Origin of the sequence: Pseudomonas sp. nanlin1, assembly GCF_045571515.1 — a bacterium.
Lineage (GTDB): Bacteria > Pseudomonadota > Gammaproteobacteria > Pseudomonadales > Pseudomonadaceae > Aquipseudomonas.
The window spans coordinates 3,135,237-3,151,979 of the sequence record NZ_CP124218.1; the positions used below are offsets into that span (position 1 = coordinate 3,135,237).

Annotated in this window: 14 protein-coding genes; 10 read left to right on the top strand and 4 right to left on the bottom strand. The window is 61.5% G+C overall.

Annotated elements, in window-relative coordinates; genetic code table 11:
- Window positions 1-4 precede the first annotated feature (4 nt).
- The gene (locus QCL65_RS14470; RefSeq protein WP_407309739.1) at window positions 5-448 is read right to left on the bottom strand and encodes a CBS domain-containing protein; all 444 of its coding nucleotides are present in this window, start codon (window positions 446-448) and stop codon (window positions 5-7) included.
- Window positions 449-687: 239 nt separating this feature from the next.
- On the opposite strand from QCL65_RS14470, the gene QCL65_RS14475 reads away from it, so the two are divergent.
- The 5 genes from QCL65_RS14475 (at window position 688) to rarD (ending at window position 6,387) form a co-directional block, all read left to right on the top strand.
- Complete coding sequence (locus QCL65_RS14475; RefSeq protein WP_407309741.1) at window positions 688-1,746, top strand: M4 family metallopeptidase; 1,059 nt, start codon at window positions 688-690, stop codon at window positions 1,744-1,746.
- Between the two features lie 8 nt (window positions 1,747-1,754).
- Window positions 1,755-2,084 (top strand): protealysin inhibitor emfourin, encoded by a 330-nt coding sequence (locus QCL65_RS14480; protein ID WP_407309743.1) that lies wholly within the window; start codon window positions 1,755-1,757, stop codon window positions 2,082-2,084.
- A 197-nt stretch (window positions 2,085-2,281) separates the two neighbouring features.
- Entirely contained in the window at window positions 2,282-3,802 is a 1,521-nt protein-coding gene (locus QCL65_RS14485; protein ID WP_407309745.1) for a diguanylate cyclase, read from the top strand.
- 88 nt (window positions 3,803-3,890) lie between these two features.
- The gene (locus QCL65_RS14490; protein ID WP_407309747.1) at window positions 3,891-5,417 is read left to right on the top strand and encodes an EAL domain-containing protein; all 1,527 of its coding nucleotides are present in this window, start codon (window positions 3,891-3,893) and stop codon (window positions 5,415-5,417) included.
- Window positions 5,418-5,493: 76 nt separating this feature from the next.
- The gene (rarD, locus tag QCL65_RS14495) at window positions 5,494-6,387 is read left to right on the top strand and encodes an EamA family transporter RarD (protein WP_407309749.1); all 894 of its coding nucleotides are present in this window, start codon (window positions 5,494-5,496) and stop codon (window positions 6,385-6,387) included.
- On the opposite strand, the gene QCL65_RS14500 is transcribed toward rarD, so the two are convergent.
- Entirely contained in the window at window positions 6,377-7,933 is a 1,557-nt protein-coding gene (locus QCL65_RS14500) for a TerC family protein (RefSeq protein ID WP_407309751.1), read from the bottom strand. The genes rarD and QCL65_RS14500 overlap by 11 nt on opposite strands.
- A gap of 220 nt (window positions 7,934-8,153) precedes the next feature.
- A complete protein-coding gene (locus tag QCL65_RS14505) occupies window positions 8,154-9,086 on the bottom strand; it encodes an AEC family transporter (protein WP_407309753.1) in 933 nt (310 codons plus the stop codon).
- 181 nt (window positions 9,087-9,267) lie between these two features.
- Here QCL65_RS14505 and QCL65_RS14510 point away from each other — a divergent pair, with 181 nt between their 5' ends.
- From QCL65_RS14510 to QCL65_RS14530, 5 genes are all read left to right on the top strand, one after another.
- Window positions 9,268-9,876, top strand: coding sequence for a cysteine dioxygenase (locus tag QCL65_RS14510; RefSeq protein WP_407309755.1), 609 nt, complete (start codon window positions 9,268-9,270; stop codon window positions 9,874-9,876).
- Window positions 9,873-11,453 carry a rhodanese homology domain-containing protein gene (locus QCL65_RS14515; RefSeq protein ID WP_407309757.1) on the top strand — a complete coding sequence of 527 codons (1,581 nt, stop codon included), beginning with the start codon at window positions 9,873-9,875 and terminating at the stop codon, window positions 11,451-11,453. The genes QCL65_RS14510 and QCL65_RS14515 overlap by 4 nt, the downstream gene beginning before the upstream one ends.
- A gap of 186 nt (window positions 11,454-11,639) precedes the next feature.
- The gene (locus tag QCL65_RS14520; RefSeq protein ID WP_407309759.1) at window positions 11,640-13,370 is read left to right on the top strand and encodes a PAS domain S-box protein; all 1,731 of its coding nucleotides are present in this window, start codon (window positions 11,640-11,642) and stop codon (window positions 13,368-13,370) included.
- A complete protein-coding gene (locus tag QCL65_RS14525; RefSeq protein ID WP_407309761.1) occupies window positions 13,355-13,732 on the top strand; it encodes a response regulator in 378 nt (125 codons plus the stop codon). Before QCL65_RS14520 ends, QCL65_RS14525 begins: the two co-directional genes overlap by 16 nt.
- Before the next feature lie 20 nt (window positions 13,733-13,752).
- Window positions 13,753-15,888, top strand: coding sequence for an EAL domain-containing protein (locus QCL65_RS14530; RefSeq protein WP_407309763.1), 2,136 nt, complete (start codon window positions 13,753-13,755; stop codon window positions 15,886-15,888).
- On the opposite strand, the gene map is transcribed toward QCL65_RS14530, so the two are convergent.
- On the bottom strand, window positions 15,866-16,636 hold the full coding sequence (map, locus tag QCL65_RS14535; RefSeq protein ID WP_407309765.1) for a type I methionyl aminopeptidase: 771 nt from the start codon (window positions 16,634-16,636) through the stop codon (window positions 15,866-15,868). The genes QCL65_RS14530 and map overlap by 23 nt on opposite strands.
- Between the last annotated feature and the right edge of the window lie 107 nt (window positions 16,637-16,743).

A 16,743-nucleotide genomic window follows, 5' to 3' on the forward strand; every position in this document is an offset into this window, starting at 1 on the left:
CTTATTAGTCGCCGCGAATATAGGCTTCTAACTGTTTGATCAGGGCGGCCTGTTCGGCGATCGCCTCTTTGACCAAGTCACCGATCGACAGCAGGCCGAGCAACGTGCCGTCCTCGTCCACCACGGGCAGGTGGCGCAAATGGCTGTCGGTCATGATCGCCATGCAGGCCTCGATGGTTTGTGCCGGGCTGACCGTCCGCACGGGCGCGGTCATGATCGCGCTGACAGGTGTGCCCACCGACGAGCGCCCTTTAAGGACCATCTTGCGCGCGTAATCGCGCTCACTGACGATGCCTAACAACCGATCGGCTTCCATGACCAACAGCGCACCGACGTTTTTCTCCGCCATCAGTTTAATTGCATCCAACACCATGTGCCCTGGGGTAACGCTGTGCACGGCGTGGTTTTGGGCGGCCTTGAGTTTTAACACCTGGGCGACGGTTTTCATGGGGCGGCTCTCTTGTCATTGGGGGTCCAGGCCGCGCGCTTACGCGCCTGGAGCTTGCAGCTTAGCAAAGGCGCATCCTGGGTGCCTGCTATCGCCTTCAATAGTCAGCGCCTATCGTTGCAGCGCCGGCGAGTGACACAAGCAAAGGTGTCTGCGGGAACCCAATGGCCAACCAGGGCTCAGACCTGTATCACGGGTTTAACAAACAAGCCCACCAGCAGCGCGCAAAGGAGGCACCGATGCCTGGCACCGCCCACTACCGTGGTTTTATCCCGCCCTATATCCTCAAGCACCTGATCGCTAACGGCAGCGAACCGCAGCGTGCCAAAGCCTCCGGCACCCTACGCCACGTCAACAGCTTACGACATAACCCCGGGCCACCCACCGCCCTGCCCCGGCAGGCGGCCGTGGCCGAACGCGGCCCCGCTGGAGAACTGCGCCGCAGCGTGCACGATGCCCAGAACGGCACCCAACTGCCGGGGAAATTAGTGCGTGCCGAGGGCCAGCGCGCCAGCGGCGACCCAGCGGTCGACGAGGCCTATGACGCCCTCGGGGCCACCCATGACTTCTTCTGGCGTATTTATGGCCGCGATTCCATAGACAATCGCGGCTTTGCCTTGGTCGGCACCGTGCATTACGACAAGGACTACCAGAACGCCTTCTGGGATGGCGCGCAGATGGTCTTCGGTGATGGCGATGGGGAGATTTTCAACCGCTTCACCCTGTCGCTGGACGTGATCGCCCACGAACTGGCCCATGGCGTCACCGAAAGCGAGGCCGGCTTGGTCTATGCTTACCAGTCAGGCGCGTTAAACGAATCGATGTCAGATGTATTCGGCGCCCTGACCCAGCAATTTGTGCAGGAGCAAACTGCTGACCAGGCCGACTGGTTGATCGGCGCCGACCTGCTGACCGACCAAGTCAAGGGCGTGGCCCTGCGCTCGATGGCCAACCCCGGCACGGCGTATGACGACCCGGTACTGGGTAAAGACCCACAGCCAGCGCATATGGATGACTACATCGATACCCAGGACGACAACGGCGGCGTGCATTTGAATTCGGGCATTCCCAACCGCGCTTTCTACCTGGCATCCTTGGCCATCGGTGGGTTTGCCTGGGCACGCGCTGGGCAAGTTTGGTACGACACGCTGTGCGATAAACGCCTGAGCAATGTCGCCGAGTTCAGCGATTTCGCCGGCCTGACTATCACTAACGCAAAATCCCGCTTCAGCGCCGAACCCAGAGTCGCCGAGGCTATCGCCAAGGCCTGGGAACAGGTTGGGGTCAAACCAAGGTAGGCCTACATATGAACGAGTTTCCGGAACTGGGCGAAGACGCCATCGTGCGCGTATCTCGCCAGGGCGGCGTCGCTGCCATCCAGGCGCTGACCCGGCCGCGTGAAATCGAATTCGCCCAATGTGACCCGCAGCAGCGTTCGCAGATCTGCTCGCTGTTGTCCGGGTGCATGCCTCTGGCGGCCGAGACAGGTAACGCTGGGCGTGGCGATCAGCGTTTCTACCAGATCGAACTGAGTTATCGGCTTAAGGATCAAGCTGAAAAACGCATTATCAAGGTTCCGGAAAACAGCGCCCCAAGTGAATTGGTGCGGTTGTGGGATAAAGGCGAAGTGGTCTAAACCCTGGCGGCCCCCGGTGCGCGGCCCGACAAATCATCGGGCCGCGCACTGGGGCACTCGCAAAACAAGAAGTAATATTTTAATAGTGGCACGATAATTCCATAGGCTTAGACAACACCATTTTATTGACGGTGAAGTCGATGCCACAAACCCATAATAATCAAGCAGTTGAGGTCCGGAGCATTCTTCGGCGCCTCGTGGCACTCATTGCTTTTGTGTCGTTTTTGTTGCTGACGGTGACTTTCTGGCTGACCCAGAACGCCAAGCAGGTTCAGTTGGACAACGCCGAGGTGGCCGTTGGTAACCTGGCCAGCGCCGTCGGCCGTCAGGCTGAGGACGCGATCCAACAAGCCGATACGCTGCTGATCGAGCTGGCTGAGCGGGTCGACGAAAACGGCCTGGCGGGTTTGAGCAACGAGCGCTTGCACCGTCTGATGCAGCGCCACGTAACCTCATTCACAGGGCTGCAGGGCCTGTACATTTACACCGCAGATGGCCGGGCGGTCACCACGTCCAATAGCAGTCAGAACAACCCCGGGGTTGATGCCTCGCGGGAGTATTTTGCCCATCACCGCGACCATACCGATATGGACGTGCACATCGGCGCGGCGATCATCAGCCGCACCAGTGGCGAGCGCGTGGTGCCGGTCAGCCGCCGCCTACAGAACGCCGATGGCAGCTTTGCCGGTGTGGTTCTAGCCACCATCCCGGTCAGTTACTTCGAAGCCTTCATGCAGCGTTTGACCCTGGATGACAAAGGCGCGATCACCCTCGCCCTGCGCGATGGCACGGTGCTGGTGCGTATGCCGTCCATCCCGACATCGACCCAGGACAACGTGGCGGGCGGCGAGCTGTTCAGCCGCCACCTGCCAATAGCCCGGCAAGGAGCGGTCATGATTACCTCGATGGTCGACGGTGTGACGCGCCTATACGGCTATACCGACTCCGCACGTTTCCCGCTGGTGGTGGCCGCGGGGCTTTCGCAGGAGTCGATTCTCGCGCCGTGGCGCCTAGAAGCCTCGCGTAACGTGTTGCTGTCGGGCGCCATGATCGTCGCGTTCGCCCTGCTTGGTTCAGTGCTGGCGCGGCAGATCCGCCGCCGCGAGCAATCCCAGAAACAACTGGTGGTCGCCTACGCCGAGCTGGAACGCCTGGCGCAATCGGACAGCCTGACCGGGCTGGCCAACCGCCGTAAATTCGATACCACCCTGGAAACCGAATTCGCGCGTACCGCACGCAGCGCCTTGCCCCTGGCGGTGATCGTGCTGGATATCGACTTTTTCAAGCCCTACAACGACACCTACGGCCATGTCAGCGGTGATGCCTGCCTACGCCAGGTGGCCCAGTTGATCCGCCAATGCGTGCGCCGCCCCGCCGACCTGGTGGCGCGCTACGGCGGCGAAGAGTTCGTGGTGCTGTTACCCGACACCGACTTGGCCGGTGCCGTGAAAGTGGCTGAGTTGATCCGCACCACGGTCAGCAATGCCCAACTGGAACACCAAGGCAGCCCGCTGGGCAACGTGACGGTAAGCGGTGGCGTGTACGCCGGCAAAGTCCCCCTCACGCGTGCGGCGATCAGCCTGGTAGAAGGCGCCGACGAGGCGTTGTACATCGCCAAGCAAAACGGCCGCAACCGTATTTGTCAGGCGTCCGATCGCTCGTTGGCCCCTGTGGTGAAGTTTATTCCGCGCCTGGTGGCCCAGCGCCAAACCCCGTGAGCCCCATGCGGGCCAGCAGGGTTGGCCATTATCCAAAAAATACGGCTAGAATGGATCCCAAGACAGGATATCGCTAGCCAGGACGCCTATGCCCCTCACCTCTCCTTTGCCACCGCGCGGCTTGCCGTGGCTGGCGGCCGCCGTTCCGTTGGTCTTAGGCGTCGCAATTATGCACTGGCAAGCCGGCCAGGCCTTGCACAGCGAGGCGCTGCAAACCGCCACCGAGGCGGTCGAACAACTGGACCTCATGCTCGACAGCGTCGCCCAGGCGGCCCGCGAAGTGGTGCCACTGGCGGGCAACCCCTGCACAGAAACCCAACTGCCCCTGCGCGACCAAGTCACCCGCGGCCCGTTCGTGCGCTCGGTGAACCTGGCCTACGCCGACCGGCTGTATTGCAGCTCCCTATTTGGCCCGTTTAGCGAGGTGGTCGACCCGGCGGATTATGTCGACGGGCGCCTTTGGTTGATGCCTGGCAATGCCGTCACCCCAGGCCAGGCCCTGCTGGTGTACCGAGAGGCGGTGGGGCCGCGCAGCGCGTTGGCCAGCCTCGACGGTTACCACCTGAGCAACGCGTTGCGCATGATCGGCCGTGGCCAGGAACTGGCATTGCAAGTCGGCCCCCGTTGGCTAGACCAGCAGGGCCAGGTGCACAGCGGGCCTTTGCCGCGTTTTGCCTTGGCGCCCGTGCAGGTTTTGTCTAACCGCTATGGCTTAAGCCTGCACAGCGGGTTCGCCGAGGGGGCTACCTGGCAGCTTATCCGCGAACGTTACCTGGCTTTGTTCGGCCTGCTGGCATTTCTCGGTGCGTCGGCCGGTCTGGCCTGTAACTGGCTGCTCAAGCGCACCCATTCGCCGCGTCAGGAATTACAACGGGCGCTGCACGCCGAAGAGTTCGAAGCTTTTTTTCAGCCAGTGGTGCGTGGCCCCGACCTGCAGTGGGCCGGTGCTGAGGTGTTGATGCGCTGGCGGCACCCGCGTGACGGTTTGGTGCGTCCAGACCTGTTCATCCCGTTTGCCGAGGATTGCGGCTTGATCATCCCCATGACCCGCCTGATCATGCGCCAGGCCGCCCGGCAACTGGCGCCCCTGGCGGCGCAGTTCAGCACCCCGCTGCACATCGGCTTCAACATCACGGCCAAACATTGCCAGGCACCGGGTCTGCTGGACGACTGCCGGGGGTTCCTCGACGCCTTCCCCGCCGGCTCGGTGTTACTGGTGCTAGAGCTCACCGAACGTGAATTGCTTGAGCCCACAGCGCAAACTCACCAGCTGTTCGAACACCTGCACCGCCTGGGGGTGTTGATCGCCATCGACGACTTCGGCACGGGCCACTCCAGCCTCGGCTATTTGCGTGAGTTCAAGGTAGATATCCTCAAGATCGACCAAAGCTTTGTCGGCATGATCGGCGGTGACGCGCTGTCCGGGCATATCCTGGACAGCATCATCGACCTCTCGAACAAGCTGAGCCTGCAAATCGTCGCCGAAGGGGTCGAAACCGAGGCGCAGCGCGACTACCTGGTCGCGCGTCAGGTCGATTATCTGCAAGGCTACCTGTTCGCCAAACCCATGCCGGGCCCAGCCTTCGTCGAAGCCCTGGCGGCGCGTTCGAAATAGTCAGCAAAACCGCTGTGCATACGCCATAGCGGCTGCGATTATGGCGCCCTTTGTTGGCCCGTGTGGCGAGGTACCCTTGAGTAAAGGCATCCTGTTATCAGTTATGGCATCGACGTTGTTCGCCTGCATGTACTACCTCACGGCCTGGCTCGCGCCCATGGATGGCGAGGAAATTTTCGGCTGGCGCATGCTCCTGACCTTACCCTGTGTCAGCCTGTTCCTCTGCTTTAGCGGCGATTGGCCCCTGATAGCCTCACTACTGCGACGTTTGCCCGCCCAGCCGCTGTTGTGGCTGGGCTGCATTGCCACCGCCACCTTGCTGGGCTTGCAGCTGTGGGTGTTCCTCTGGGCGCCGCTGCACGGGCGCAGCCTGGAAGTGTCCATGGGCTACTTCTTGCTGCCCCTGAGCATGGTATTGACCGGCCGCTGGGTCTATGGCGAGCGCTTGTCGCGCTTGCAAAAGATAGCCGTAGCCTGCGCAGCCGTAGGTGTGGGCCACGAGCTACTGGTGCACGGCAGCTTCGCCTGGGAAACCCTATTGGTGGCCGGGGCTTATCCGTTTTACTTCATTATTCGCCGAGCATGCGGCACTGATCACTTGGGTGGCCTGTGGGTCGACATGGCCCTGATGATCCCTGTCGCGGCGGCGTTCGTGCTGACTGGCCCGATGTCGAGCGCAGGCCTGGCCGCGCACCCAGCACTCTATGGGCTGATCCCCCTGTTGGGCCTGATCAGCGCGCTGGCGTTGGTCTGCTACGTACTTGCCAGCCGGCTGCTGGCGTTCAGCCTGTTCGGCCTGCTCAGTTACGTCGAGCCGGTGTTGCTGGTGGCGGTGGCGCTGTTGCTGGGCGAGAGCATCAGCGCCGATCAGTGGCTGACCTACCTGCCAATCTGGCTCGCCGTGCTGGTGCTGATCCTTGAAGGCAGTCGACACCTGGCCCGACAGCGCCGCCAAAGCGCTAGTCGCTAACCCGCCCCATCAGCACCTGGCGCACCCGCCGCTCCTGCACGGCTACCACGGTCAGTTGCCAATCCTCCCAGCGTAGGGTGTCGCCCTGGCTGGGTAAGCGATCTAGCAGGCTCATCACCAGGCCGGCGAGGGTCTGGTAGTCGTCGGTAGCGGGTGCGGCGAAACCGATGCGCCCTTGCAACTGGCTAAGGTTCAAGGCACCACTGACCAGAAAGCCATCGCCCTGGGGCTCGATGCCTGGGCCTTCGACTTCGCTGGCGTCGGGGAGTTGGCCGGCGATCGACTCGAGAATGTCGGTCATGCTCAAGATACCGACGAAGTCGCCGAACTCGTTGACCACAAAGGCAATGTGGGTGGACTGTGCGCGCATCTGCTCCAACGCATTAAGAATGCTGAAGCTGTCGAGCAGGTTGATCGCGCGGCGAGCCAGGCCGGCCAGGTCTGGCTCGTTACCGGCCAGCAGCTCCTTGAGCAGTTCCTTTTTGTGCACGAAGCCCAAAGGCTCGTCGATACGGCCGTCGCGGATCAGCGGCAAACGCGAGTACGAAGAGTGCATCAAGGCCGCGCGGATCGCCTCGGGCGAATCAGCCAGGTCGATATGGTCGATGGCCGTGCGCACGGTCATGATGGCGCGGATCGGACGCTCAGCCAGCGCCAGCACGCCACTGATCATCACCCGCTCACGGCGGTCGAACAGCACAGGCGGGGCATCACTTGCGGTGTCGAGCATGTCGGCGATCTCCTCGCCCACCTCGTCGGCTGCCAGCCTCTGGCCACCGAGCAGGCGCAGCACGGCATGGGCGGTACGCTCACGCAACGGCCGGTCAGTCTCTTTATGCCGACGGCGGCGACGGGCCAGCTGATTGAACAGCTCGATCAGGATCGAGAAGCCGATGGCCGCATACAGATACCCCTTGGGAATATGAAAACCCAGGCCTTCAGCAGTCAGGCTGAAGCCGATCATCATCAAGAAGCCCAGGCACAGCATGATCACGGTCGGGTGTTCGTTGACGAAGCGGGTCAACGGTTTGCTGGCCACGATCATCAGGCCAATGGAGAAGATCACAGCGATCATCATCACGGCCAGGTCATCGACCATACCGACAGCCGTGATCACCGCGTCCATGGAGAACACCGCATCCAGCACAACAATTTGCGCCACGATCGGCCAGAACGCTGCATAGCGGGTCGGCCCGGTGCTTTGCACTACATGGCCTTCAAGGCGTTCGTGAAGTTCCATGGTGGCTTTGAACAGCAGGAACACACCGCCGAACAGCATGATCAGGTCGCGCCCGGAGAAGGACTTGTCGAACACCTCGAACAAGGGCTCGGTGAGGGTCACGATCCACGAAATACTGGCCAGCAAGCCCAGACGCATAATCAGCGCCAAAGATAAACCCAGCACCCGCGCACGGTCGCGCTGGTGCGGCGGTAGTTTGTCGGCGAGGATTGCGATAAACACCAGGTTGTCGATACCCAGTACCAGTTCCAGCACGATAAGCGTGGCCAAGCCTAGCCAGGCCGTGGGGTCGGCTATCCATTCCATGGCAGGTTACTCAGGCAGGTCGATGGGGAGGTACAGCGAGGGGAGTTGCCGGGGGGTACCGATAGGGCGTTCATGTACGATCTTGAATGACTAGGGAAGTCGATCCTAGGGGTAAAACCTAAGCACCACACAGCGGGAATATGTTTCAAAAGTTTTATTCGGAACGCGCCTATGGTGTGTTCTGCAAACATTTTCCCGCCCTCCCTAGCCCAGGCGCGCCTCACCAGCGCGCAATGACCAACAAAGCACTCAGGGTAAAGAATGAGGTCAAGGTGGTTAACACCAGCGCCGCTGCACAGCGCCCTTCCTGGCCGTAGCGCTGGCCCAAAATCGGGTAGACGCTCATCATCGGCGCCGCCGCCAGAATCAAGCCGGCGAGCATCATCGCCGGTTCGATATCGCCCACGATCAAAAAGCCCAAGCCGAGTAATAACGGGTGCACCAGCAGCTTACCCGTGCCGATGATCGCGATTTCATTGAACTGACCGCGCACCCGCGTGCTGTACAGCACTCCGCCGATGACGAACAACGCCGCAGGCGCCGAGGCCATGGAGAGCATGTCGATGACTTTGAACACCGGCACCGGCAACGGCACCTGTAATAACGACAGGCACAGCCCAAGGCTGATGGACACGATCAGGGGGTTTTTACCCAAGCGTTTCAAGGTGCCCAATACCAAGCCCAGGCTCGACGCGCCAGGTTGGCGGCCGATTTCCGCCAGCGCCAGGGCCAATGGCACCATCAACAGGTTCTCCACCAGCATACCCAAGGCCAAGGCAACCACCGCCGGGGCTCCCGCCGCCATCACCGCTACCGGGTACCCGATGTAGGCACTGTTGGACACCGACATGCCCATGGCGGCAATCGCACTGCTTTGCAGATCAGCCCCGCGCATGCGCCGAAACCAGTAGAACCCGGCGCCGAAACTGGCCATAGATGCGCCCGCGTAGGCCATCAGGTAGTGGGGGTTGAGCACTTCGCCAATCGGGCGCTGGGCCAACGCCTTGATCACCAAGGCCGGTAACGCGAAGGTAATGACAAAAATGCCAATGCCGCGGATCTGCTCCAGGCTTAACAGGCCCAAGCGGGCCGCCCAATAGCCTAGCGCGATGATGATGAAGATAGGGGCCGTGATCGCCAATACTTGCAGCACGCTCAGCCCTCGCGGCTTCTCATGATGGAAAGAATGTAGCTCAAGCACCGCGCGATGTCAGGGGCACGGCGCACGAAGGCGTTGGAAATCACTTATAGGCATAAGCTAATTATTATTTAATTGCATATAAGGATTAATCTTAATGCTTTAATTGGATATTAGAACTCAACGGAGCCCCCTGATGAGCGCCACCCCACACCCTGAACGGCTGCGTGCGTTTATTGGCGCTTTCGCCGAGCTGCTCGACGCCGCCCCTCGCGATGGCGACCGCCAGCACCGTGGCAGCCAAATGCTAGGGCAGTTAGTCAGCCATGATGATTGGTTGCCAGATGCCTATGCCCAGCCGCACCCCGAGCACTATCAGCAATACCTGCTGCATGTGGATTCACGGCAGCGCTTCAGCCTGGTCAGTTTTGTCTGGGGGCCGGGCCAACGCACGCCGATCCATGACCACCGGGTATGGGGCCTGATCGGCATGCTGCGCGGCAGCGAATATTCCCAAGGCTACCAGTGGGACAGCGACGGCCAATTGCGCGAAGACGGCCCCGCCCTGTTGTTGCGCCCGGGCCAAGTCGAAGCCCTGACGCCCAACCACAATGATATTCACCAGGTACGCAACGCCCACGACGACCAAGTCTCCATCAGCATTCATGTCTACGGCGCCAACATCGGCGCAGTACGCCGCGCGGTGTATAGCCCTGAGGGCGTCGAAAAGTCGTTTATTTCCGGTTACTCCAACCGCACCCTCCCGAACATCTGGGACCTGTCTAAAGAGCACCCTGCCCCATGACCTCAAACACTCGCTCCCCCCAAGACATCCGCCAGGCATTGCTGGCCCGCGCAGAGCTCGCGCTGGTCGACGTCCGCGAAGAAGCGCCTTACGCCCAAGGGCACCCATTGTTCGCGGTGAACATCCCGTTGTCGAAACTGGAAATTGAAGTGTTCGCACGGATCCCCCGCCGCGATACCGCCGTGACCCTCTATGACAACGGCGAAGGCCTGGCGCAACGCGCCGCCGAGCGCCTGCAGGCATTGGGCTACAGCGACGTGGCGTTGCTCAGCGGCGGCCTCGAGGGTTGGGCCAAGGCCGGCGGAGAATTGTTCATCGACGTCAATGTGCCGAGCAAGGCGTTTGGCGAGTTGGTCGAGAGCCAGCGGCATACCCCGTCCCTGGCCGCCGAAGAGGTCCAGGCGCTGCTGGACCAGCAGGCTGACATGGTGGTGCTCGACGCCCGGCGCTTCGATGAATATCAAACCATGAGCATTCCCGGCTCGGTCAGCGTGCCCGGTGCCGAACTGGTGCTGCGGGCCCGCGAACTGGCCCCGGACCCAAGCACGCGGATCATCGTCAACTGCGCTGGGCGGACCCGCAGCATCATCGGCACGCAGTCGCTGGTCAATGCCGGCCTGCCCAACCCCATCAGTGCGCTGCGCAATGGCACCATCGGCTGGACCCTGGCCGGCCAGGCCCTGGAACACGGCCAGGCGCGGCAGTTCGGCGACGTCAGCGCGACCACCCTCGAGCAGGCCCGTGCCGATGCCCAACGCGTGGCCGCGCGCGCCGGTGTAGCAACGGCCAGCCTGGCGGATTACCAGCGCTGGGGCCAAGAGCCGCAGCGCACCACTTACCTGTTCGATGTGCGCACGCCCGCTGAATACGAAGCCGGCCACCTACCCCAAGCCCGCTCGACCCCCGGCGGCCAACTGGTGCAAGAGACGGACCACTACGCCAGCGTGCGCGGTGCTCGGCTGGTGCTGGTGGATGACGACGGCGTGCGCGCCAACATGACTGGCTCGTGGTTGGCGCAATTGGGTTGGGAGGTCTGTGTGCTGGAGCCCGTCGCGGCATCGGCCTTTAGTGAGCGCGGCCCCTGGCAGCCACCGGTGCCCGCCCCTAGCGCGTTTGAAGCCATCGAGGTCGAGACCCTGGTGCAATGGCAGGCGCAAGGCCAGGTCCAGGTACTGGACTTCACCAGCAGCGCCCAGTACGTGGCCCGGCACATACCCGGGGCTTGGTGGCTGCTGCGTAGCCAGCTGCGCCAAGGCTTGGCGGCCATTCCCAGCGCCGAGCGCTATGTACTGACCTGCGGCAGTAGCCTGCTGGCGCGCTACGCGGTGGCCGAAGTCGAGGCCCTGACTGGTAAACCCGTATTTGTCCTGCGCGGCGGCACCACGGCCTGGCTAGACGCCGGCCAGCCGGTAGAACAGGGCGAAACACGCCTGGCCGTGCCGCGCACCGACCGCTACCAGCGCCCTTATGAGGGCACCAACGCGCCCGTGGCGGCGATGCAAGCCTACCTCGATTGGGAATACGGGCTGGTCGAACAACTCGGCCGAGACGGCACCCACGGTTTCACCGTGATCTAACCCACCCACTAAGCCCTGTCTCAACGCAGGGCTTAGTTGATGCCTAGAAGGCCGAAAAGGATTGTTTATAGCGCCTCGGAACTGAAACCAATCTGCTATGGTAAATAAAGTCCACGACGCTTCGTGTGACTACCACTGGGTGCTAAATAAGAGCACCTGACCGGCATCGCAACCGAGGCCACAACAGTGGATAAACAGCCCATAGACACCCCCCCTGCGGAATCGCAATCGCGGGCAGCAAAAATCGTCGAGTTTCGCCGGCAAAAAACCCTGCTCAAAACTGGCGCGTTGCAGGACGCGATCTTCAACAGCGCGTATTTTTCCAGCATCGCCACCGACGAAAAAGGCGTCATCCAGATCTTCAACGTCGGCGCCGAGCGCATGCTCGGTTACCAGGCCCAAGACGTAGTCAACCTGATCACCCCCGCCGACATCTCCGACCCTGCCGAATTGATCACCCGCGCCGCGGCCCTGAGCCTGGAGTTGGGCGAACCCATCACACCCGGCTTCGAAGCGCTGGTATTTAAGGCTTCGCGCGGTATCGAAGATATCTATGAGCTGACCTACATCCGCAAGGACGGCAGCCGACTCTCGGCGATGGTGTCGGTCACTTCCCTACGCGACAGTAGCGAAGCGATCATCGGCTACCTGCTGATCGGCACCGACAATACCGCGCGTAAACTCGAAGAAGCCACCCAGGCGCTGCTCGACCAACGCCTGCGCGACCAGCAGTTTTATACCCGCTCGTTGATCGAGTCGAACATCGACGCGCTGATGATGACCGACCCCCACGGGATCATCTCCGACGTCAATCAACAGATGCTGGCCCTGACCGGGCGTACCCGCGCCGAGCTGATCGGCGCGCCGTGCAAAAACTTCTTCACCGACCCGGCCCGGGCCGAAGCCGCCATCAAACAGGTGCTGATGGAGCACAAAGTCAGCGACTACGAGCTGACCGTCCGGGCCCACAATGGCAGCGAAACAGTGGTGTCCTATAACGCCGCGACCTTTCATAACCGCGATGACCAGCTACAAGGTGTATTCGCTGCGGCGCGCGATGTCACCGAGCGCAAGCGTTTTGAACGCACCCTGGAAGAAAAGAACATCGAGCTGGAACACGCCAGCCATATGAAGTCTGAATTTCTCGCCACCATGTCCCATGAACTGCGCACCCCGTTGAATGCGGTGATCGGCTTTTCCGAGGCGCTCAAAGACGGCCTGGTGGGGGACATGAGCGATACCCAGCGCGAGTACATCGGCGATATCTTCACCAGCGGTCAACATCTGCTCTCGCTGATCAACGACATCCTCGACCTGTCCAAGGTCGAAGCCGGCATGATGGAACTGGAGCTCGAAGCGGTCGAGCTCGAAGGCCTGTTAAGTAACAGCTTGCTGATCGTCCGGGAAAAAGCCGCGGCCCAACGCATTCAGCTCAAGCTGGCCGCCGACATCCAGGTAGGCCGCTTGGCGCTGGACCTGCGCAAGACCAAACAAATCGTCTACAACCTGCTGGCCAATGCCGTGAAGTTCAGCACCCCGGGCGCCACCGTGACCCTGGCCGTGCGCGAAGTCGAGCGCCACCAGGTAGGCTCGATCGAAGGTGACTGGCCGGTGTACAGCGGCCCCCCGCCAGCTGCGGGCTTCGAGCGGTTCATCGAACTGAGCGTAAGCGATACCGGTATCGGCATTGCCCAGGATGACATGCCCAAACTGTTCAAGGCCTTCACCCAGATCGACAGCAGCCTGGCGCGCAAATTCGAAGGTACCGGGCTCGGCCTGGCCATGGTCAAGCAATTGAGCGAGTTGCATGGCGGCAGTGTTGCCGTGTCAAGCCGCAAAGGCTTTGGTGCGCGCTTCGTGGTGTGGTTGCCGATCCGACGTGCCGCCCGCGTGGAGGCCACATGGCCAAAATCCTGATCGTCGAAGACAACGCCGCCAATATGCGCCTGGCCTGCCTGCTGTTGACCCAGGCCGGCCACAGCGTACTGTGCGCCAGGGACGCGGAGACCGGCTTGGCCCTGGCCCGCAACGACCAGCCGCAACTCATACTGATGGACATCCAGCTACCAGGCATGGACGGCCTGGCGGCAACCTCGCTGCTCAAGGGCGATGCCCAGACAGCCGCTATCCCGGTGATCGCGCTGACCGCCATGGCCATGAAAGAAGACCGGGAAAAAACCCGGCTGGCCGGATGCAACGCTTACATCACCAAGCCGCTTCGCTATAAGGAGCTGTACGAAGTCATCGATACCCTACTTGCCACCGATCTGCCTCAATAGCCACTGACTTGAGCCCGTCCATGTCCACTACACCCGCCATGCTGTTGATCGTCGACGACGATGCCAATGTTCGTAAACTGCTGGAAGTCTGGCTTCATTACAAAGGTTACCGCACCCTCACCGCCAGCTCTGGCGAAGAGGCCTTAACCCTGGTCGAGCAACAACCGCCCGACCTTATTCTTCTGGACGTGATGATGCCCGGCATGGACGGCTATGAAGTCGCCAACCAGCTCAAGACCAACCGCGCCACGGCCAATATTCCCATCATCATGCTGTCCGCCCTGGGCGAGCCAGGCGCGCGCCTTTCGGGCCTGGAAGCCGGAGCTGAAGACTTCCTGCAAAAACCGGTTGAGCGGGCGGAGTTATGGCTCAGGGTGCGCAACCTGTTGCGGCTCAAGGAGCTCGGCGACGACCTCAAAGACCATAGTGCGATGCTGGAGGAGCAACTGCAGCAACGCACCATAGACCTGGAGCGCTTTCGCTCGGCCATGGACGCGTCCAGCGATGCCATCTTGCTGGTGAACCGCCGCACCATGAGTTTTATCGAGTTCAACAAGAGCGCCTGCACCCTGCTCGGCTACAGCCCCGCCGAGCTGCTCAAGCTAAGCCCGGCGGACCTGGGCGACGCGTCGATCGATGAACTGGCCGTGTTGTACGACGCGATCATCGCTGGCAAGGGTCCGGGGCGGCCGATCGAGATGCGTATCCGCCGCCGCAGTGGCAGCCACGCGGTGGTGGAAGTCCACCGGCAGGCCTACCAGGCCGGCGACGACTGGATCATCGTTGGCGTGTTCCACGACATCACCGAGCGCAAAGAGTCCGAGCAGCGCTTGCTGAAGATGGCCCACTACGATGCCCTGACCGGCTTGCCCAACCGCAACCACTTCTACAAAGCCCTGCAGATGGGCTTGGCCCAAGCCGCGTTCAACCATTGGCAGTTGGCGGTGTTGACCGTCGACCTTGACGACTTCAAAAGCGTTAACCAAACCTGGGGCCATTTGATCGGTGACCAGATCCTCACCGAGTTGGGCCGCAGGCTGAGCAACTGCCTGAACATCAGCGACACCGTCGGGCGCATGGACGGTGCTAAATTTGCCGTGATCCTGATGATCCGTGGCGGTCAGGCTGACACCCAACAACGCGTGGAACGGATCCGCGAAGCCCTAAGGGAACCCTTCCCCATGGGCACTGATTCGTCCGAAGTGCTGACCGCCAGTATCGGCATTGCCCTCTATCCGGCAGATGGCGAAGACGCCCTCGGCCTGGTCAAATTCGCTGACACCGCGATGAACCGGGCGAAAACCAGCGGGCGCGACAGCTACTGCTTCTACACCGCGCAAATGAATACCGAAGTACTGGAACGCCTAGGGCTAGAAAGCGCGGTGCGCGAGGCGGTGCTCAAGCAGGCATTCGAGCTGTATTACCAACCCAAAATCAGCTTGGTAGACGGCCGCATCTGTGGCCTGGAGGCTCTGCTGCGCTGGCCGCGGCCGGGCCAGCCGAGCATTTCGCCAGCGGTATTTATCCCGGTGCTCGAACGCATCGGGCTGATCACCGACCTGGGCAAGTGGGTGATCGATAGCGTCTGCCGGCAGATCGCAAGCTGGCAAAGCGCCGGGTTGGGCCCTTGGGAGGTGGCGGTCAACGTGTCTGGCCAGCAGATTATCGAAGGCCACCTGATTGCCGACATCAAGCAGGCGTTGGCCCATCACCAGGTCGACCCGCGCTGGCTGGAAGTCGAACTGACCGAAGGGTCGCTGATGGAAAACACCACCCACACCGTCGCCAGCTTGCGCGAGCTACAGGGCAGCGGAGTGAAGATATCCATTGATGACTTTGGCACCGGTTATTCCAGCCTGGCCTACCTGCGGCGGTTCCCTCTGGACAAACTGAAGATCGATATTGCCTTTATTCGGGAGGTGACCAGCAACCCCAAGGACGCCGCGATCACCCGCACCATTATCGAACTGGCCCATAGCCTGGGCCTGCAAGTGGTGGCCGAAGGCGTCGAAACCCCGGAGCAATTGGCGTTCCTGACCGCCAACGACTGCGATCAAGTGCAGGGGTACTTGCTCAGCCGGCCCCTACCTTTGGGGCCACTGGAAGAGCTACTGCGTGAAGATCGCTGTTTCGTTAGCGATCTGGCCACGCCGTGAGTACATCGAAACCGTCAGGCGTGACCACTACCATGTGTTCCCACTGGGCAGACAGTGACTGGTCGCGGGTGACCACGGTCCAGCCATCAGCGAGGGTTTGCACCTGACGCTTGCCGGCATTGAGCATCGGCTCGATAGTGAAAATCATCCCCGGTTTGAGCGCCAGGCCTACTCCGGGCCGGCCGTAATGCAGCACCTGCGGCTCGTCGTGGTAGACCTGGCCGATGCCGTGGCCGCAGTACTCACGTACGACACTGAAGCCTCCGCGCTCGGCCACGGTCTGAATGGCGTGGCCGACATCGCCCAACGTCGCCCCCGGGCGCACGCTACGGATACCGGCCCACATGGCCTCGAAGGTCACGTCCACCAAACGTTTGGCTTCGGCACTGGGGGTGCCGACGAAATACATACGGCTGGTATCGCCGAACCAACCGTCCTTGATCACGGCGATATCGAGGTTGAGAATATCGCCCTCCTCCAGCACCTTGGGTGAGGGGATGCCGTGGCACACCACGTGGTTGACCGAGGCGCAAACCGTCTTGGGAAAACCATGGTAGCCAACGTTGGCAGGAATCGCCTTTTGCACATTGACGATATAGTCGTTGCACAAGCGGTCAAGCTCGTCAGTGCTGACGCCGGGTTTGACATACTCGCCGATCATCGCCAGCACGTCAGCGGCGAGCTGGGCGGCAACACGTGACTGGGCTATTTGCGCGGCGGTATTAAGGGGGATAGCGGACTTTTTCATGCCCGCTATGCTACCCGAGACCGGCCACTGGCAGCAATCACGGCGCCATCCTTGCGGTTTAATACCTAGCAGCCATGCTGCAAGTTATAAAAGTTATAACTTGCTTA